Source organism: Culturomica massiliensis (assembly GCF_900091655.1).
GTDB classification, from domain to species: Bacteria; Bacteroidota; Bacteroidia; order Bacteroidales; family Marinifilaceae; genus Culturomica; species Culturomica massiliensis.
The window spans coordinates 3,422,483-3,443,892 of sequence record NZ_LT594621.1 but is presented as its reverse complement, the minus strand read 5'-3'; the positions used below and the strand labels follow the sequence as shown (position 1 = coordinate 3,443,892).

General features: G+C 39.8%; 15 protein-coding genes. 1 reads left to right on the top strand and 14 read right to left on the bottom strand.

The window, feature by feature from the left end:
- Positions 1 to 4: 4 nt before the first annotated feature.
- Complete coding sequence (locus tag BN8908_RS15315) at positions 5 to 1,459, bottom strand: porin family protein (RefSeq protein WP_068691509.1); 1,455 nt, start codon at positions 1,457 to 1,459, stop codon at positions 5 to 7.
- Between the two features lie 247 nt (positions 1,460 to 1,706).
- On the opposite strand from BN8908_RS15315, the gene BN8908_RS15310 reads away from it, so the two are divergent.
- Entirely contained in the window at positions 1,707 to 3,251 is a 1,545-nt protein-coding gene (locus BN8908_RS15310) for an ArnT family glycosyltransferase (protein ID WP_068691506.1), read from the top strand.
- Between the two features lie 38 nt (positions 3,252 to 3,289).
- Here the strand turns inward: BN8908_RS15310 and BN8908_RS15305 are convergent, their stop codons facing one another.
- From BN8908_RS15305 to BN8908_RS15225, 13 genes are all read right to left on the bottom strand, one after another.
- Positions 3,290 to 3,586: a PG0541 family transporter-associated protein gene (locus BN8908_RS15305; RefSeq protein WP_021987874.1), complete on the bottom strand. Its 297-nt coding sequence runs from the start codon at positions 3,584 to 3,586 to the stop codon at positions 3,290 to 3,292.
- Positions 3,587 to 3,664: 78 nt separating this feature from the next.
- Positions 3,665 to 6,820, bottom strand: a complete 3,156-nt coding sequence (locus BN8908_RS15300) for an efflux RND transporter permease subunit (RefSeq protein ID WP_021987873.1) — start codon at positions 6,818 to 6,820, stop codon at positions 3,665 to 3,667.
- Positions 6,821 to 6,926: 106 nt separating this feature from the next.
- Positions 6,927 to 7,961: an efflux RND transporter periplasmic adaptor subunit gene (locus BN8908_RS15295; RefSeq protein WP_021987872.1), complete on the bottom strand. Its 1,035-nt coding sequence runs from the start codon at positions 7,959 to 7,961 to the stop codon at positions 6,927 to 6,929.
- Positions 7,962 to 7,979: 18 nt separating this feature from the next.
- Entirely contained in the window at positions 7,980 to 9,266 is a 1,287-nt protein-coding gene (locus BN8908_RS15290) for a TolC family protein (RefSeq protein ID WP_068692363.1), read from the bottom strand.
- 72 nt (positions 9,267 to 9,338) lie between these two features.
- Positions 9,339 to 10,007, bottom strand: coding sequence for a TetR/AcrR family transcriptional regulator (locus BN8908_RS15285; RefSeq protein ID WP_021987870.1), 669 nt, complete (start codon positions 10,005 to 10,007; stop codon positions 9,339 to 9,341).
- A gap of 136 nt (positions 10,008 to 10,143) precedes the next feature.
- Positions 10,144 to 10,530, bottom strand: coding sequence for a putative HlyD family type I secretion protein (locus BN8908_RS15280; protein WP_068691499.1), 387 nt, complete (start codon positions 10,528 to 10,530; stop codon positions 10,144 to 10,146).
- A 1,484-nt stretch (positions 10,531 to 12,014) separates the two neighbouring features.
- Entirely contained in the window at positions 12,015 to 12,401 is a 387-nt protein-coding gene (locus BN8908_RS15260; RefSeq protein ID WP_068691499.1) for a putative HlyD family type I secretion protein, read from the bottom strand.
- A gap of 870 nt (positions 12,402 to 13,271) precedes the next feature.
- Positions 13,272 to 13,733 carry a hypothetical protein gene (locus tag BN8908_RS15250; protein ID WP_148453378.1) on the bottom strand — a complete coding sequence of 154 codons (462 nt, stop codon included), beginning with the start codon at positions 13,731 to 13,733 and terminating at the stop codon, positions 13,272 to 13,274.
- A gap of 257 nt (positions 13,734 to 13,990) precedes the next feature.
- Positions 13,991 to 14,143: a hypothetical protein gene (locus tag BN8908_RS18625; RefSeq protein ID WP_021987864.1), complete on the bottom strand. Its 153-nt coding sequence runs from the start codon at positions 14,141 to 14,143 to the stop codon at positions 13,991 to 13,993.
- The gene (locus BN8908_RS15240) at positions 14,140 to 14,586 is read right to left on the bottom strand and encodes a hypothetical protein (RefSeq protein ID WP_148453375.1); all 447 of its coding nucleotides are present in this window, start codon (positions 14,584 to 14,586) and stop codon (positions 14,140 to 14,142) included. The genes BN8908_RS18625 and BN8908_RS15240 overlap by 4 nt, the downstream gene beginning before the upstream one ends.
- 665 nt (positions 14,587 to 15,251) lie before the next feature.
- Positions 15,252 to 18,086, bottom strand: a complete 2,835-nt coding sequence (locus BN8908_RS15235) for a M60 family metallopeptidase (RefSeq protein WP_068691489.1) — start codon at positions 18,084 to 18,086, stop codon at positions 15,252 to 15,254.
- A gap of 131 nt (positions 18,087 to 18,217) precedes the next feature.
- Positions 18,218 to 19,546 (bottom strand): BT_3987 domain-containing protein, encoded by a 1,329-nt coding sequence (locus BN8908_RS15230; RefSeq protein WP_068691487.1) that lies wholly within the window; start codon positions 19,544 to 19,546, stop codon positions 18,218 to 18,220.
- Between the two features lie 30 nt (positions 19,547 to 19,576).
- Positions 19,577 to 21,409 carry a RagB/SusD family nutrient uptake outer membrane protein gene (locus tag BN8908_RS15225; RefSeq protein WP_021987860.1) on the bottom strand — a complete coding sequence of 611 codons (1,833 nt, stop codon included), beginning with the start codon at positions 21,407 to 21,409 and terminating at the stop codon, positions 19,577 to 19,579.
- Position 21,410: the final 1 nt, after the last annotated feature.

The following is a 21,410-nucleotide window of genomic DNA, read 5'->3' as shown; positions in this document are numbered from 1 at the left end:
CACACTATCTTTTCTCAACCTTAGCAGGATTTGCCGAATAATCCAATATCAAGGCGTTCTTTATCATGTAATCGTCAAATTCACGAATAAAAGCATCCCAATATTTTTTCTGTACTTCCGGCAAAAAAGCCCGCGCTTCTTCCTTACTGTCGTAAACGGCATACAGGTAACGGTAGAGCCTGTCCTTCACCAAACGCACCACCCGGATGCCGGGTGTATCTTTGAAGAAAGCAACAGGAAAAGGATTCGTCATGGCATAAATCTGTATCGCATACTTAGGCGTTGCATTCTGCCGAATTTCCGCCGGAACATTATCATCCGTAAAATATCCGGCATATTCCTCCCGGGCCTGAATAGCCTGACGTACCAGCGTATCGAACCCTACTTCCTCGATAATATCGGGTTGCTCCGTACGGATCTTATTCATCAGGCGCATCACCCATTCTTCATGGTCATCCGGACTGCCGGCGGGCAGTACCGGAGGGGCTTCTTTCTGTACAATATACAATGTATCGACAACCCGCTCGACTTTGACAACCGTCGTCGTGTCCCGGTTTTGTTTCTCCAGCAGAACAATCAACCGGGCCATCAATTCCTTCTCATTCTTTTCCCGTTCTTCTGCTTTTGCCAACAACACGGAAAGCTCTGCCGAAGCAACGGCAGAACGACGAACCGGAGCATAAAGAATATTATCTTTTTCCCGTTTCGACTTCCGGTTGATTTTATAAATCAATGAAATTTTCGTACTCCATAAGAAATCATCTTTGGCCTTCGACAGATTATCGACACCGTCAAAAGTATTGTTCGTCGTCCAGATAATACCTGAACTCAACTGCATATCGAAACGGGAATTGATCCGTCCCCGCAAAGCCAAATCCGCTCCCAAACCAAAATCCGGACCTCCGTTCAAAGAACCGTCGGTTACTTTTCGTTTCTGCTGATTGTAAACCGTCGCACGAAAATGCTGCATATAAACAGCCGGCTGCAACAATACTGTAAACCGTTGTGGATTCTCCGGCTGAAAAAGGATACGATTCAAATTAAAAGCCGTCTGGATTCCGATATTGAAAAAACGAACCTGGGAATAAATTTCCGAAAAAGGCGTCCCGGGTAACGTCGGCAAATAATAGGTCGTACCGTCCGGTCCCAATTTACGGTCCAAGGCGTAAGAATGAGCCCCCGCTTTATTCATACCGTAATCTAAAGAAAGAGAAATTCCCAAAACCGGATTGAACTGGTAACCGCCGAATGCTCCGAAAGAAACGCCCCAATAGGTTTTACGGGCTGCAAATGAAGTTAAATTACAAAATACAAAAGGCTCTCCTATAGAAATCCCTGCAGTCCAGTGTGAATATTTATCGGCACCATCTTCTTCTCCGGATTTCTCAACAGACTGAGCATAACCGACAGAACACACCTCTAGCAGTACCCAAAAAAGGATTAATACATACTTGCACATTACAACTTACAACTATTGAGAGTTTTAGTAGTGCAAGTTTTATAAAATTATAATCATTTGCAAATTTTAATTAATTTTATTTACAATTCAACAATAAAACACCTGTATTCCGAATGCTTCGCCCATACTTCCCACATACAGAAATATCCCCCATCTTACCATCCGAATGATAAGAAACAGATCATAAAAAGGTGTAACTCATCCCTGCGGATTTCGTTAAGATTCAATAAAACAAAACCGAATTACGATGAAAGCCTGGAAATACGTTCTGCTCCTCATTGCTTTTATACCTCTCCTCTATTTCAGGGATTTCACCCCGAACAACGAACTAAAATACCTGAGTATTGCCGACGAAGCAATCCAAAACAAAACCTTTCTGACATTTTACAACCACGGACAGATCTATGCGGATAAACCACCCTTGTATTTTTGGATCATCATGGCAGGCAAATCACTACTCGGTTTTCACAGTATGTTATTCATCAGTCTATTTTCCCTGCTTCCCGCATTGTTAATCCTTTATATACTCAACCGGTGGCTCTCACCGTATACCGATAAAAAAAATTTACAGACATGCAATCTCATGCTGATCACCTCCGGCCTTTTCATGGGATCGGCCATGGTATTACGTATGGATATGCTGATGTGCCTTTTTATATTGCTCGCACTCCATACATTCTACAAAATTTACATCGGCCAGGCATCCCCCCGGGATAAGACGCTATTACCCGTATACATATTCATGGCCTTGTTTACGAAAGGCCCTGTCGGTCTATTGCTGCCTCTGGTTTCCATATCAGTCTTTTTACTTTTACAAAAAAAAATCAGCACATTCGGACATTATCTGGGCTGGAAACAATGGGGTATATTATGTATGCTATGTCTGATCTGGTTTTTAGGGGTATACGCCGAAGGAGGAAAAACCTATTTGAATAACCTTCTGTTCAGGCAAACCGTCCACCGCGCAGTCGATGCCTTTCACCACAAACAACCTTTCTGGTATTATTTCAAAACCATCTGGCATTCACTGGCCCCTTGGGTACTATTTTACCTCACCGTCATTCTGATCGGTTTCCGGGATAAGCTATACCGCAGAGACATCGAAAAATTTTTTCTCACAGTTATCGTTTCTGCATTCGTCATGCTATCGCTGTTCAGCAGTAAACTGGATATCTATCTGCTTCCGGTATTTCCCTTAATTGCCGGACTCTCTTTCTTACTATTACCACGCATTCCGCTGAAAACAATCAATTTCAGCATCATCGTACCGGCCATTCTGCTGATACTGGCTTTTCCAGCCTCCTACCTTCTTTCCGATAAAACCGGCTATACCTACCCTTTCCTGCTTCAATGCAGTTTATTTCTTTTTGCCGGTGGAGCCGCATTTTGCCTTTATGCCTTGCATCAAAAAAAATTCTACCAAGCCGTAAACGGCTTGGCCGTCGGTTTGCTCTGCGGCCTATTTGTCATGGGATTTGCCATTCCTCAACTTAACAAACACATCGGATTCAGGGAATTATGCGAAAAAGCGGTACAAATTGCCAGTGATCAACACATCTGTCAATACTACTATTACAACATCAGAAGCGGGGAAAACATGGATATTTACCTGCAACAGAAAATCCGGAAAATAGATATAAAACAACTCGAACAATCAGACGGACAAGAAGACTTCGTATTATTTATCCGCCGAAAAGACATACTGCGGACACCCGGACTAAAAGAACTGATCAGTAATAAAATCAGATATCCGTTCACAAAATACGACATCGTCATCTTCCAAAGAAAATGACGATGTCCCGATAGCTCTTGCAGTAAAACAAGGAAATCTCAATACATATCCGTAATGTCCCAGACAAAAGCACGGATACCGTTTTCTTTATTTACCTCATCTAACTTTTTAACGTATTTCAGGATCAAAGGAACCATCTCTTCTTCTACGATTGTAATCGTAGCAGAATTCATTTCCGGCCAGGTATGGGATCCCATTCTGGGCTCTCCGCCCTCTGTCCCGGCGCCGTTTACCATAGGCCATTGGGTAAAGCCTTTTATCCGTAATTGCTCCAGGATATACGCGACACGCTCGGTCAAAGCCTGATTGTATGTAATAAATACCGCTTTCTTCATCTGATTCTTGATTTTAGATTTACAATTTGCGATTTCGGTTACCTTCTGTAATCCAAAACCGCAAATCCAAATCGTACATTATTTTTTAGGTAAATCTCTTTCGGGATCGAAATCACTCATAAACTTAAACTGTTTGCTAAGCATCTTTTTCTTGTCCCGGCTACCGCTCTTATCCATAGAAGCATATACCGCCGGAACGATAATCATTGTGATAATGGTCGAAAAAACCATACCACCGATAACCGCAACACCCATCGGACGCCATGTTTCAGACCCCTCACCGATACTCATTGCCATCGGCACCATACCCAGAATTGTCGTCAACGAAGTCATCAACACCGGGCGTAAACGTGAACGGCAAGCCAACGCAATAGCATCGTACAGGCGAATACCGCGCTCCCGCATCAAATTGATAAAGTCGATCAACACAATACCGTTTTTGGTTACGATACCCACCAACATAATAGCACCCAAGGCCGCTACGATACTTAACGTCGTATTGGTTATCAACAAGGCTAAAATTACACCGGTAAAAGCAAACGGAATAGCAAGCATGATAATGAAAGGCATCTTAAACGATTCAAACTGTGCCGCCATCACAATATATACCAACATCAACGACAACAACAACAACAATATCAACGAACTGAAAGATTCCTGCTGATCTTCATAGCTACCCCCGATATACATGGACACATCCTGAGGGATATTTTCCAGATTGTCAATAATTTGTTGTGAAGCCAAAGCAATATCTCCTAAAGCGACTCCGGCAGCCGGCGTAATGGATACCTTCAGAATACGCTGTTTACTCTTACGTTCGATATTCGGCGGAGAGAAATACTCTTTAATTTCCCCTAATTCTTTCAACCGGACTCTTTCTCCGTGTCCGTCCGTAATCAATATATTCTCTATTTCCGTAATGGAAGAGCGATATTTCTCATCAAGACGTACAATAATATCGTATTCTTCTCCGTTTTCTTTGAATTTACTGTTCCTAAAACCATAAACACGGTTACGTAAAAAAGAACCGACCTCGGAAGTTGTCAACCCATGACGGGCCAGCTTATCCTGGTCCAGAATCACCTGTAACTCGGATTTGTCATCGTCACGGCTGATCTTGATATCCTCTGCTCCCGGAATCTGACGGGCTTTCACTGCAATCTCATTTGCCAGTCTGGTAGTGGTATTAAAATCATGTCCCATAATTTCGATATCCACAGAGTTACCCCCCATTGAACCACCGCTACTTGAGGTACTTACCGTATATTGCAACACATCCGGGAATCGCTTCAAAATATTACGGACCTGATCGGCAATAACAAAAATATCCCGGTCCCTGTCCTTAATGTCCACCGTACGCAAACGCATATTCAGGATATTGTTACCGGTACTGTTCATCATGGAGGCAAACGAAGCTTCTTCCTCGCTACCGTAAGATAAGTTGATAATTGTTATCTCCGGTATTTCCGCACGAATGACAGAGTCGATCTGTAAAGCCACTTCCTTGGTAACCTCTACCCGCTGCCCGGACTGCATCTTCACATATACACTCATCGAACTTTGGTCATTCTGCGGCATAAAGTCGGTTTTTATAAAACGTGTTAAACTACACGAACCGAGGAAAATAGCAAACATCGATGAAATAATAAAGGTCTTATGACAAAGCACCCACCGTATGAGTTTCTCATAGCCGGCATCCAACCGGTCCAACTGCTTAGAAACGAAATGATAGAAACTAAAGCGGCTTTTTTCCGTTTTATCCTGTATCTTCATCAACTGAGAACAAAGCATCGGCGTCAAGGAGATTGCCGTAACAGTAGAAGTACATACCGTAATACAAACGATCCATCCCAATTGCTTGAATAAGATACCGGTCATACCGCTTACCAATGTCAAAGGGAAGAACACGGCTACCGTTACCAGAGTTGTCACGATGACCGACAGCCACACCTCATTCGTCCCGTATTTAGCAGCTTCACGCGGACGGCTCCCCCTATCGATGTGCTTTGTTACATTTTCCAATACCACAATCGCATCATCCACAACCATACCGATGGCGATCGAAAGCGAAGACAGGGAAATGACATTCAAAGACTCTCCGGTGGCAAACAAATAGATAAAAGCAACAATCAATGAAATAGGAATGGTCAATGCAATGATAAAAGTCGCCCGCCACCGGCCCAAAAACAAGAACACCACCAAAACCACAAAAATCAATGCATACATCAACGAACTCTGCAAATTGTTGATCGATTTTACAATAAAATCCGAGTTATCCGAAATAATCTGGAACTTGATATCGGAAGGCAATTCCTTTTGTGCTATCTCCAATTGCTTTTTAGCTTCCTTTGCAACCGCCACCGCATTTGCATCCGTCTGTTTCGTTATCAGCAGAACGCCGCCCCGTCCCCGGTTTATCGTCTGCTCCAGGGTAATATCCTTAATCGTATCCCGAACAGAAGCCACGTCGTGCATATAAATGGTCTTATCGTTTTGGGTACCCAAAACAATATTCTTGATTTGATCGCTTTCTTCAAACTCCCCTTCAACGCGCAACGTATAATCCATATCCCCCATCTTCACATTTCCCGAAGAAATATCTTTATTTTCCGCCAGAATCTTATTAGCAATCTGTTCCAGTGTCAGATTATAGGCTTCCAACTGATTGGGATTGAGATCGACATAAACGACACGTTCAGGCGCACCGGCAACGATAACCGAAGCCACTCCATCCACCCGGTTTAAACGGGTAATCAATTTATCATCCAAAATTTTGTCGATACCCGGATAAGATTCATTTGCCGTAACAGCATAAATCAAAATCGGCATCATAGATGTATTGAATCGCATAATTGTCGGACGGTCGATATCATCGGGCAGATTCTGCATCGATTTATCCACTGCATCACGCACATCGTTTGACGCTTCATCCAGATTCACTTCCCACTCAAACTCCAATGAAATAACAGCCAGGTTATCATACGAAGTAGAAGTCATCTCTTTCAGATTATCTACCGAGTTCAACTGGTCCTCCAAAATCTTAGTTACATTTTCCTCAATATCCGAGGCATTAGCTCCCGGATAAGTCGCCATAACCGTAATATAGGGTGGATCCATCTTCGGATACTGATCTACAGGCAACTGTATATAAGAGGCAATACCCAACACCATAATAGCCACAAAAACCATCAAGGTAGAAATAGGTTTATTTACCGCTGAATTATATATACTCATCTTCTTAAAATTTAATACTTAAAATTTAGCGTAAAGTCAAAGGTCAAACCGTCGAAAGTCTGTACACAAAAAGACCTCTGACTTTAAACATGCTATCTTATGGCTATTATTTTGCAACATTCAAAGGCGAGCCGTCTACAAGACGTCCCTGGCCCACAATGATGATTTCATCCCCCTCATGGATTTCACTACTGATGATTTCCAGCTGATCCTCAAAACGGCGTCCCATCCGGACATCCACCCGTTTGGCTTTTCCATCCTTATTCAAAAAAACGTAGCGGTCGTTTGCTCCCTGCAACTTCAATACGGCAATAGCCGGAACAACCAAAGTTTCGGTTTCACCGATAAAGAAATTAACCGTTCCGTACATACCGGGACGCAAGGCCTCGTCCTGATTCGGAATACGCAACTCCACGGTAAATGTACGTGAAGCCGGATCTATCGTCGGATATACTATATTTACAGTACCTTCAAATACTCTGTCCGGGAAAATATTGCTTCTAAGTTCCACTTTCGTACCTTTTTTCACAGACAAGAAATACTGCTCCGAAAGATTTACATAGGCTTTTAAAGGATTGATCTTTTCGATGGCGATAACCGAAGGTTTTGAAGCGCCCCCCATTGCAGCTCCGGTATAAACCTCTCCGTTTTCAAAAAACTTTCCGGTCACAATACCGTCGAAAGGAGCCAGCATTTTCGTATTTTCATTCAAAAAATCATAATTCGACTTCGCAACCTCATAATTCGTAACCGCTGCATCATAAGCCTGTTTCGAAATACTTCCCGTTTCATTCAATTTTACAGCCCGGTTATACTCCGTTTCCAAATTCTTCAACTGAACCTCTGCCTGCCGCAAATTTGTCGGATCCATTTCCACCAACAACTGTCCCTTTTTAATGCGATCTCCGACTTCCACATATATTTTACCGATACGACCGGTTGCCGCCGGAGCATAATACACTTGCTCATCAGCCTGTAACGTAGCCGTATAGTCCAATGTTTTGGCAATATTCTGCTTCTGCAGTTTCAATACCTTCACCGGAATAGCTTCAGTCTCCGTACTTTTAGTATCTTCTTTTTTCGACGAACAACCGATAAGAAGAGCGATTGTCAGCACCGTTAAAACGATATTCTTTATCATAACTGTATTAAATTGTTTTTAATAGGATAATTCATTATATAATCTTTCCAACTGGAGTTCTGCCTGCAATAAAGTCAGACAAGCGTTCGTATAATTATTTTCCGCTTCCAGATAATTGTTATTCGCCTGTGTCAAATCCAGACTGGAAACGGCACCATATTCGTATTTACGCTGCATATTTTCCAATACCCGCTTAGCCACCTGAATATTGTCCCTTTGCAGAAAAAAATTGTCGGTAGCATTTTTCAACTCATATTTATATTGCTTCTCATTCACATACAACTGATCTTCCAGTAAACTTTTATTCAGACTCGATTGCTCCAGTTCGATTTTTGCCTGCTCCAGCAAAGCTTTACGCTGTAAACCGGAAAAAATGGGAATATCCATCGTCAAACCCGCAGAATGTTTCGGACTCATATCGAAATCCGGCTTCAAAAGCTTATAATTATAAGAATAGGTTCCGGAAATCGTCGGGGCATACGTCCATTTCTGCAAACCGACCATTTTCTTACTCAGATCTTCCTGGGTCTGGCTCAACTGATATTCAGGATTATTATCGATTTCAAATTTCTTTACTCCCAGCTTGACAAAATCTTCCTGTTTCAGAAAATAATCCAAACTTTCGGTCAGCTTCACCGGGCTTTCAGCTTGTAACCCCAACTGCAACCGCAAAAGATTATAACTGACTTCCACATTACGTTCTATGGAAGACAGACTGTTCTTTAACTGGCCCACCGTAATCCGGATCTGATCGACATCGGTAATTTCCACCGTACCCGCATTATACATATTCTGTGTATGCTCATATATCTGATCCATATTTTCCAGATTCTGCCGGACGATATCCCTCAGACGTTCACTCACCAATATCGCATAATACGTATTACATATATTTTCCTTTATATCCAACTCCGTAATCCCTACCTGCTGGCTCGCCAATCTTTCAGCGATCTTGCTGGTCTGAATACCCAATATCCACTGTCCACTGAAAATCAATTGGGAAGCCGTCACCTTGGCATTGGACTGATCCTTCATTTTGATCGTCCCTCCCTGACCGAAACTCATCTTATACCCGAAATTCGTACTGTAATCCAACTTACCGTTAATCTGCGGCAATCCTTGAGACACCGACTCACGCACTTTCTGCCTGTAAAGATCAATGTCCTTTCGGGAAGACTGCAACTGCTTATTATGCTCCACTGCATACTCGATTGCTTTTTTCAATGACAACTCCTGTACATCCTGCGCTCGGACAAACAAAGGAAGAATCACCGTCAGCAATATCAACACTAAAATTTTTCTCATCACTTTTACTTTATTTTCGTCAAATCCACACAATAAAAACATTCAAAAAACGTTACAAAATTCATGCCAACCTTAATAAGACAGGGATTCGGCACAATCGGCACGCCCGATCCGTTCCAACTCTTCTATGCCTTTAGGAGTAGCAATTGCCCGAATAAAATTATCGACAATCTCGGATACCAATAAGGGTACCGGATATTTTAAATCGTCCGGCATCTCTTGTTCTTCAAGAAAACTCATCTGCCGTGAAAAAATATAAACCTGCAATTCCATATCCACATCTTGCCGAAAAACACCTTTCTCAACACCCATCGATAAAATTTCATTCAACACCGATTTCATAATCTGATCTTTTTCCGCCTCAATCCGTCTGTTTACTTCCGGATGATATTTTTTCAAATCAAAATAATTAGCCGGTAAACGGGTATTTAAATTATCGATAATATGCCTTTTGATTTCATATAAAAAACGAACCGGCCCGATTTTCTGTAATTCCTCCGGACTCGTTTCTTTCCGTAAATTCTCGAGCCGGTAATACATAACCTGCTCCACCACATCTTCTTTATTCTCGAAAATCTGGTATAACGTCTTTTTAGACACTTTCAGATGATTGGCCATATCATCCATAGAAGTACTACGCAAACCGTATTTCAGAAACAAATCCGAAATACAGCCGACCAATTCCTCCTTCAAATGATTTCCCTCACATGCCATAACTTTTATCGAAAACGTTTTACACATGGAAACGTTTCTCTTTTATTTCGTTTCCATCGTGCCGCAAAGATATACAAAAGAAATAAAATGCAAAAACAATGACAGGAAAATTTCTCCCACTTCAGAATTATCCCGTAAAACACTCGACATCAAAAAATTCAGATTACTTTATACGGTATTTCAAGTTATCGAATAATCTCTCAATCAGTCTTCTTTTTTTGACAACAATTTCAGCCGTCCCCTTTATCTCATATTTAAAATAAAGAGATTCCCCATAATTAGTAGTTAAACCGTCAGGTAAACTAACAATAACCAAATAAGTCTCTATATTCGACGTTTCTGTTTTCAGTTTTTTAGTCACAAGAGAAATTGATTTTACTTTTCCTTTAATCGATCCGAATTCAATATAAGGATAATTATCCAATTTAATTATAACATAATTCCCGACATCAACCTTACCGGCACCAGAAGCAGGGAGTAAAACCTGCCCGATTATATCTTCCTGAAATGGAACGATCGAAAAAACTTCTTCACTACGTTTATGTATCATTTTTACCTATAATATCATTGACTTCTTATTGAAAATTATATTCTGTTGGAATCAGAATCATATACAGCAATATTCCTGATTATAAAGCGATCAACATATAAATCACAGATTTACAATTAAATAAATTCGATAAAATTTCAGAATAACATTTTAAAATAAGGCCACACAACCGTCAATACTGCTATAAGAAAAGATATCGGTAAGTATAAAAATTTCTGTTTTAAAGAAAACTTAAAATAATCGAGAATGATTTTACGATTATATAAAATCGGAGCTATAATTATCAACACTAAAAAAGTTTGCCAATTAGCAATTAAATAATCAGGAAATGGTTTAGTTGTAAAGAAAAAGGAGTATACTAACTGACAAAATATATGAAATGGAACAATCATTGGCAGAACATATCCTATATGCCCAAGCAAAAACAAGCCGATAGGATCCACTTAATAATACTACTAAATAAGCAAACATATTAAAATCATTCATCACGATTAAAGAGCTCCATTCAAAAGAAAAAATGTCCATATATTTACCCATATCAAAATAATTTCATTACATAATTGAGAAAAGAGTATCATACCCATAAAAAAACAAGATGATAAATACACATTCTTTTCTATGCTGTCGAATAGACAAAAAAAGAGTATAAATATAAAATAGCAATCCAATTAAAAACAGTACCAAATAAGAGTAAACGAACTCCTTCACTTCCGGATACGGATTTACTACATTACAAAATACATGAAAACATTGAAGCATCAATACACCTAAACTCACTGGATAAAAAACAACAAATTTCGGTTGCATAAAAATTGTCTTTTGTTTTAACGTATAAAACATTCATCTTCCCTAGCCAGGTTACCCTGAATACTACATGTAATATTTGTATATATTAATCCACACGACAGACACAAAGGTTAGCAGGAAGGCTGCTGCCGTAAAAAAGAGTTGTTGCCTGCATTTTTGTATGCCAAAATATGACAATACCTTCGGATGATTCAAAAAAATCGGTACAAGAAATACAAAAATAAATAGTACCGGCAGAGCGCCTTTTGCATAGTAATATATAAATTCTCTATCAAAAATAAATTCACGTACCAATAAGGAAAGCCACATAAGGGGATACAACATGGAAAGAAAATAACCGGATTTTCCCGGTATCCAGATGCCGATGCNCGAAAATCTGGTATAACGTCTTTTTAGACACTTTCAGATGATTGGCCATATCATCCATAGAAGTACTACGCAAACCGTATTTCAGAAACAAATCCGAAATACAGCCGACCAATTCCTCCTTCAAATGATTTCCCTCACATGCCATAACTTTTATCGAAAACGTTTTACACATGGAAACGTTTCTCTTTTATTTCGTTTCCATCGTGCCGCAAAGATATACAAAAGAAATAAAATGCAAAAACAATGACAGGAAAATTTCTCCCACTTCAGAATTATCCCGTAAAACACTCGACATCAAAAAATTCAGATTACTTTATACGGTATTTCAAGTTATCGAATAATCTCTCAATCAGTCTTCTTTTTTTGACAACAATTTCAGCCGTCCCCTTTATCTCATATTTAAAATAAAGAGATTCCCCATAATTAGTAGTTAAACCGTCAGGTAAACTAACAATAACCAAATAAGTCTCTATATTCGACGTTTCTGTTTTCAGTTTTTTAGTCACAAGAGAAATTGATTTTACTTTTCCTTTAATCGATCCGAATTCAATATAAGGATAATTATCCAATTTAATTATAACATAATTCCCGACATCAACCTTACCGGCACCAGAAGCAGGGAGTAAAACCTGCCCGATTATATCTTCCTGAAATGGAACGATCGAAAAAACTTCTTCACTACGTTTATGTATCATTTTTACCTATAATATCATTGACTTCTTATTGAAAATTATATTCTGTTGGAATCAGAATCATATACAGCAATATTCCTGATTATAAAGCGATCAACATATAAATCACAGATTTACAATTAAATAAATTCGATAAAATTTCAGAATAACATTTTAAAATAAGGCCACACAACCGTCAATACTGCTATAAGAAAAGATATCGGTAAGTATAAAAATTTCTGTTTTAAAGAAAACTTAAAATAATCGAGAATGATTTTACGATTATATAAAATCGGAGCTATAATTATCAACACTAAAAAAGTTTGCCAATTAGCAATTAAATAATCAGGAAATGGTTTAGTTGTAAAGAAAAAGGAGTATACTAACTGACAAAATATATGAAATGGAACAATCATTGGCAGAACATATCCTATATGCCCAAGCAAAAACAAGCCGATAGGATCCACTTAATAATACTACTAAATAAGCAAACATATTAAAATCATTCATCACGATTAAAGAGCTCCATTCAAAAGAAAAAATGTCCATATATTTACCCATATCAAAATAATTTCATTACATAATTGAGAAAAGAGTATCATACCCATAAAAAAACAAGATGATAAATACACATTCTTTTCTATGCTGTCGAATAGACAAAAAAAGAGTATAAATATAAAATAGCAATCCAATTAAAAACAGTACCAAATAAGAGTAAACGAACTCCTTCACTTCCGGATACGGATTTACTACATTACAAAATACATGAAAACATTGAAGCATCAATACACCTAAACTCACTGGATAAAAAACAACAAATTTCGGTTGCATAAAAATTGTCTTTTGTTTTAACGTATAAAATATTCATCTTCTCTAGCCAGGTTACCTTGAATACTACATGTAATATTTGTATATATAAATCCACACGACAGACACAAAGGTTAGCAGGAAGGCTGCTGCCGTAAAAAAGAGTTGTTGCCTGCATTTTTGTATGCCAAAATATGACAATACCTTCGGATGATTCAAAAAAATCGGTACAAGAAATACAAAAATAAATAGTACCGGCAGAGCGCCTTTTGCATAGTAATATATAAATTCTCTATCAAAAATAAATTCACGTACCAATAAGGAAAGCCACATAAGGGGATACAACATGGAAAGAAAATAACCGGATTTTCCCGGTATCCAGATGCCGATGCCACTTAAAAGCGCAGCAAGCGATACAGTAAAGCCATTCTCTTTAAACATGGTTAATAATGATGCCCAACCGGGACCGTACCAACCGTATACAAAAGATATCGAGGTTATTATTTCTACAAACAAACCGGAACCGAAGGCCAGTATCAATAACACCATCACCGGATGCGACCTAGACCTGAGAAATGCCGATTTTTTTACAGGCAAAGAAAAAAAGCAAATACAAACAGCCCAAATTATACCCGAAATCAAAAACAAAGCATACAAAATTGCAATTATCTTCCACAAAAGAAGCGGATGATAAAAATAATATTTCTTGACAATATAAATATACAATATCAAATATGCAAGAAGGCTGACAATAGTAATGATTGCTGATTTTATAGTTAAAGATGAAGTTTTCATTACAATGGATTCTATAGTCCGACAATATTAATAAGTTTCAAATAAGTGCTTTTACCCCAACACCTGATTCTGATTACAGCAGCATTACGCATCTCGATTACATACACCGGATTGGTTTCGGTTCCTTCATTCTTCGCCGTAATGTATTCTATTAACTTTTTCATACGATTTCAGAATAACATTTTACATCTAAATCTCCAGCATATGTATTCTCAAAATATTGTTCTATATTGGTCAAAAATCTAGAATTTATCTTTTGGAAAATTCGCGCAGGAAGAAATTTTCCAGTCATATGTAAATAAAAATACAAACCTAAAGTTTCGCCAAACTTGTGACAACCAACATTATAATGTGAAATTACTTCTATGATTTTCTGATGAGACTTTCCAAATATTTCCAAATATTCAGCCTCAACTCGCTTTTTTTCAATAAGATATAACAATATAAAACCAATTCCTGCAAGCCCATCTGAAAAATAAATTATCTTTATTTTTGTAATCAAAGCTTCTTGTAAAAGTTTAAAGGCATGATATTCCAAATAATCATTTCGATAAAACAGGGCCAATTCAGATAAGATCAAAGATAAGCCTGCTTTCCCATAATACAAACCGGAAGCATTACAAGAACATCCATTAATCAAAATAAAATCAATCCACCTTAGATAATCAACATTTCAAATTATAAACAATGGAAAAATATACCAAAATTAAGGCAATTTAAACTACATTATAAGGAATTATTTACTTCATTATAACAAACAACATATCAAATATACAATTTTATTTCAAAAATCAAAACAATATTAAAAGTTATTATCAAATATAATATATGATTTTCACCACATATCATCATAATTACTTTATACTATATTTCATTTTTATAAAATATAGTATAAATAATGCAAATTTAATAAAATACTGCACACACAATTTCATTCAATGTATCTCAATATTCTCAATTAATAATAGATATATCTTTAGATTCACCTTCCGATATAGCATTTAGATACAAAGAAGTCCAAATATCGATTATAAGTACTTTCCCCCTTGTCGCAACAAGACCACCCTAAAAGACATAGTTTTACAAGCCATTTCATTTATTGTTAATAGCAGTCATATCATCCGTCGTAATTAATGATATAAACCAAATAATATATTCATTGTACATTTTAGGTTAATATATAAAACCAAATTACCGGAAATTTATATTTCAAAATTTCCGGTAATAACATTCCCCAAAAGTTCTATATAAAATATACGCTGATATCTACAATCAGTTTCCGGTAACCACCGTTATCCTCGTACCGTTGGCCTGGACTGCGTAGATTTTATCCATTTTATCCAGGACGGAAGAAGATACTTCGAAATTCAGGAAATTAGAAAACCAGATCAGTTTGTCTTGAGCATCCCGGAGTTCGAAAGCCACGGCTTCTTCTCCGTTCGTGATCCGAATGGCTGTACCCGATAATTTATAAGTTACGTTTTTCGTAATTCTCTGGTTATCCCGGAATTGCGTCCAATAACCGACATCCCCCACCTCATCAACATTACCGGTATCGTTTTGTTTACGGTCTTCGATATATTGAATGACATGCGCCGGCTTACGGTACCTTTTGGCGGCAATCCGGGCCTTGGTCTCTGCAATCATTGCCGGAGTCACATTCAATGTCCAGTTCCCATATTGTTCGTAAGGAACATTATCTACAGGAACAAAGAATCCCCACATCTCAAAAAAGTCCGTCAGGTCGAGATTGGCAGCTGCACACGCCTGTTCGGCAAAATTCAATTGTGACCAACCCGGATTGCTTTCAACCGGAGGAGTCTGGCGCAACAATTTGAAAAGACGGGGCCAAAATTGTTCGTCACCCAAAACCCGGTGAAAATAAACAAACAACTGCCAATTCATACGCATATGAAGCTCGGTGTTTTCACCCTGATGTGTCGCACCGCTTATCAATGTAAAAGGTTGATCCTGCACTACCCGGTAATTGTTCAATTCGGAAAGGGCAGTTCCCCGGGAACAGAATTTACCGAATTTGAAAATGACATAATTCGAAAACAAATTGTTTGAAGATTCCGAACATCCGGGCCAGTTGATGGCGAACTGGTTGATATGCCCGATTTCGTGCGCCGGCCCCCACATATTGTCCTTATCTTCCATCATTGTTTCGGGCACCAGTATTTTATACAGGGTATTCTCATGAAATCCGGTACGATAATTTGTCGCCCACATATACCCTTCACCTTCAAAAGAACTGGCAAACAAGCGGTTGTTCCAAAGCTGTCCCCGTTCATTCTCAATGCCCATCAAACTAAGTTGCCAGGCAATGACATTATCCCACATCTCGATTGTCGGAATAATGGAATTCGGCACATATTGCCGTAACCGGTTCGTATGGAACGTCATCATAATATTACGGCCTTTGATCGTAAAATACTTATAGGTCGATTTAGTCAATAGTTCGGCATATTTGGCATCGGTTTTATGTTCTTCCAGGTCAAAATAACCGTTCACCCGGCCGCTTCCCATAGGAATATGTACACGTATCGGTAAAGCCCTGGGTGAAGAAAGGTCCGTATGATACATCACATAAAGCAAACCGGCATTACGAATAGCCAATTTATTGACACCTTCCGACAGAAAATAGCTATCTCCTGAAACATCACCGTCGGCAATACTCAGCAACGAAATTTCCTGTCCATGGGTATCTCCGACCAGAACGATAATCTCATCCCCGGCATTTGCATAAATACCGGTCGTATTATCGAGTATACCGTATTCTTTGGTTAAAAGCCTGTCCGCCCAATCTTCGGCAACACTATAAGCGGGATAATCATGAACACGGAATTCCGTTTCATATTCTCCCCTTTTCATCTTCAAAGCAATTTCCGAAAAATAACCGGGTAATGCGTCTATCTGAGCGTCAGTCACTCCGGTTTTCAATTGAGAACAAGTAATATCGGTAAATACCGTCAGCAACTGATCTTCCAAAGCTCCTCCCGTCTTCTTCGCATAAAATTCCATTTCGTCACAACTGGCAAAACCGCCGGCACCGGTCTTCACCACAAATTTAATTTTCTTAGGTCGTACCAAACCATCTGTGAAAACAACCTTTGAAGGACTGTTTTTCATCTGGAAATCGTAATCTCCGTATTTGGTATACTCCGGTTGTGCTTCTGTCGACACCCAGATTTCCACTTCCCCGAAATTACCGTTTCCGGAACGGGTATAATAAATCAAATAATCGATTTGTTCGGGTAAAGTTTCCCCGCCATCGAAAAAGTATTCCAACACAACCGGAAAAACCGTTTCGTCCCCATAGGGAGCACCCCAGGGCGAATGGTACGGAGCACCTCCGTCGGCAGCAAATTTACCGTCCCAGGTATTTTCGATATTTTGCCCGGGTTGATATTGATTAGCCAATCCTCCCGTCGGTATGATATGGGGGTCTCCCTCTACTTCAACTTCTCCGGGAGAAGAAGTCTTGGCTTTCTGCATCACCGGCAATTTCACTTCCAGTTGCGGTGCCGCCGCATCGGTCGAACGGAAAACAATCGTATCGAACCGGGCTTCATAACGGCTATTTTCGTCCATATTAAACGTATAGGTCATTGTGGTTACCCTTCCCCGGGGAGCCTCTGTAATCCAACCGTTATCAGACAGTTTCACGTCATAAGTAATATTCGCCGTCGCGGTAATCTGACGCGTTGCTCCCGCAGCATCTACTAATAATGTATCTTTTGTTAGCAATATACCCGGAGCTGAGCCCAATTGCTCTACTTTTATTTCGTGCTTAAAGGAGCCGCCTTCAATAAAAACAGAAGCTTTACGAAGATCGGTATCTTTATTTTCACTGACATAAATCTGAACCCGGTTGCCGGAAGTCATTAACCTGGCAGCAATACACCATTTCTCATCGGTAGAAGTCACGTCCCAGTCGTCAATATTCGTATTGACATCAATTGTTGTTTGTTGGGTTTTTTCATCCAACTGCAACAAAGTCTCTTCAACGTTCAAATAAGGCTCTGCTTTTGTCTCATCGTCCTTGCAAGCCGAAAAAGAAAAAACGGAGATAAACAGGATTATTCCTAATAAATATCGTATCATCTTTATTTTTTAAAATTTGATTTTCATCTTTCATTCCGTCTTTACAGACATCTTCTATATTAAATCAAAAAGAGCATTACGGTCAGGTTGCCCATACCGTAATGCTCCCAAGAACTATTTTAGTTTAGCAATTACTCGACGGTTCCCCGAACATACATCTCACCCATTGCCACACTATCGTTATTTTTCTCCGTAATATTCATCTTCACATAACGAGCCTGCACCGGCTGCGCACCGACCACTTTTTGAGCCGTAATAACCGACTTAAAGTCCAGCGTTCCGAAAAGCTCGAATGTCACGCCGTCCATACTGGTCAGAATTTCCACGGTCTTCGGACCCGAAGCATTGTTCTGACGGGCATACAGTTCTATCTGACTGATCGTAGCCGTCTTCGCCAAATCGACCAATTTAATGGTAATCCAGCTCGGAAGCTGCGATCCGGTACTCCATTGCGCATGCCAATAGGTATCGATATTATCATCGATCAAAGCATCCGGTCCGTCACCGTCACCGTTTTCATAATCCCGGTAATCACTGACCGTCCAATTGGATTGAGCTATAATCGGATCGACATATTCAATGACAATGTACTGGATAGCTCTGTCCGGATTAATCTCAAATTTAGAAACAGCAGCCAATTGTACCGGCAATAAATATTTGGAACCGATCTTCAATTTGGATTTGTCGATGTTGTATTTCAAAATCAGGTTTTGTACTCCCGATTTCAGGACAGGACTTGCAGGATCCAATGTATACGAACCCGAAGGAAGAGCCAGATAATCGGTACCGTTACTTTCATTATAAGCAGTCACCAAATCGTCCGTATTGGAGATCGTCAGACTGATATCCCATTTATTCGGGAAATCGGCAGAAACCAGGATTTCATCCGTACTAAAAATCGTTTCACCTCCGGAAGCAACCGTCAAATCCTCAACAGTTCCGTTTCCCAGGCTAATCATCGCTTTTACAATCTCCGGTTTTAACATCGCAACCGATTTATCCGGATTAATTGTCGCAGAAGATGTCAGTACCATGGGTAATACATATTCCGAAGTCGCTAAATCAGTTAACTGAGCGATCGTTTCTGTCTCAAACGTAACATCGATATATTGGTTGTTTTGGCCGGAGCCGAAATTCACCTTACTTCCCGATACAGAATAGCAATTTTGCGGCAACATTTTATAAGAAGTACCGTTTTCCGCATTGTACAACTGCAAATTGGCAGCATCCATAACATTTACTTCTGCAGATGCTTTCGTATCATTGAAAGCACCGGCTTTATAAATACCCAGACGGTAAAGAGTAGATTCTCCCGTTCTATAAAGAGTGATATCCGATTCTCCGCTGTTGGTAATGTATAAGGTAGTGGCATAGGGATCCATATAATCTTCCCGTTTATCTTCACAGGCGATCAGACTACCCAGTAACAAAACACCGGCAATTATCTTATTTATTTTCATAATTCTATATTTAATCGTTTCTGTAAAAACTTACCATCCATAATTTTGAGTAAGCAGCTTATTGCGGTCCAGTTCCCGTTGAGAGAAAGGATACAGGTAGTGTTTAGAGGTAAAGATCCGGGTTTCGAAAGCCGTTCTTTTCCAGAAATCTTCAGGTGTTGTGCTTACATTCGGACAAACGGCACTGGTATTCATTCCCCACATCTGTCCGCCATCCGTCTCTTCTGCAATCATCCAGGTACGGGTATCGAAATAACGCTGTCCTTCAAATGCCAATTCTACCCGTCTCTCTTTTCTGATCAATTCACGCATCAGAGTCTGACTGGTTTTACAATCCGGATATACGGTTTCCAGATCAGGCACTCCCGCTCTTTTCCGAATCTTATTGATATAAGTCAAAATATCGGGATGAGAAGGTCCATAATATTCATTCAAGGCTTCCGCATAATTCAGATAGGTTTCAGCCAAACGATAGATCGGGAAAGTCAGATTACCCCAATATCCGGCATTGGTATTCTTTGTATGATCGTAAAAGCGATGACACATATAACCGGATTTCGGATAGTCATGACTGGCTCCCGGGCCGGAGTTTCCGTTAAACCCAAATACAGGGTTCACCCAGTTCCCGGTACCATATCCCCACCAATCGGAACTCCAGAATACAGTTGCATAAAAACGGGGTTCCCGGTTTTTGAACATATTACGGTTAGATCCGTTAGGTACGTCATAACCATGTACCGGATTTACAAAAGCAGAAGTTCCCGTTTCAATATAACCGGAAGCGGCATCAACAACCGGAGTTCCGTCGGCATTGTAACCGGTAATCGGATAACGGCCGTTTGACATGGCATAAGCATCCACTAACTGCTGTGTCGGGGCTATACCACCGTAAGAAGTACCGCCGACAACACGCGGAGTGACATGTACCCGGTTGTAATAACCGCCTTCCCAACGGGCAAAGATAATTTCAGAATTCCATTCCACGAGTCCAACACCCCGGTAAGATTCTACAGGATCGCCGGTATCATATAGTTCATACTGTCCTAATTTGATCACCTCATAATTTGCATCGGCTGCTTCTTTCCACAATTCTTTGTCGTAAGCTACCGGAAAAAGATTCGTCCCGTCCGGATTCTTCACATTTTTATAAAGCTCATTTCCATTAAACAACGGACGTGCAGCATACAATTTCAATCGACCGATCACAGCATAACATACTCCTTTGGTAGGCATACCGTAATCATCATTTGTCGTAGGACTTGCCGGTAATTCTTTTGCACATTCAGCCAATTCACCGCATACATATTCCACACACTCTTCCCAGGTATTCCGGGGACGCTGCAAAGCCCCCATCGACTGGTTGAAATCTACCAACTCGTCCTTTACCAGAATAATCGGTCCATACATACGCATCAACAACCAATTGTAGTAAGCTCTGGCAAATCTGGCCTGCACTTTCCATAATTTCTTTTCCGTTTCATTCACATCTTTCGCAGAACAACGGTCGATATTCTGCATAAAAATATTAGCCTCACGGATAGCTTGATAATAATGCATATAACGGTTATACGGCACTGTAGAAGGTCCCCATGAACCATTATTCATATACCGGTAATCCCGGTTATAGGTGCAGGTTGCTTCATCGGAAGCTCCGATCCACGGATTTTCATCCACCCAGTTCGATTCCGTAGGCATAAATCCCCATACATTATAAAAATATTGTAAGGTTGTCGCCCGTTTGGTCCAGATCTTGTCGAAGGTCATCGCTTCGTCTTCCTGTTTGTCCAGATAATCGTCACAGGAAACGGCAAGCAGGGCTATACTCGTCAGGAGTAACAGTATCGCTTTATTCATGAATTTCATA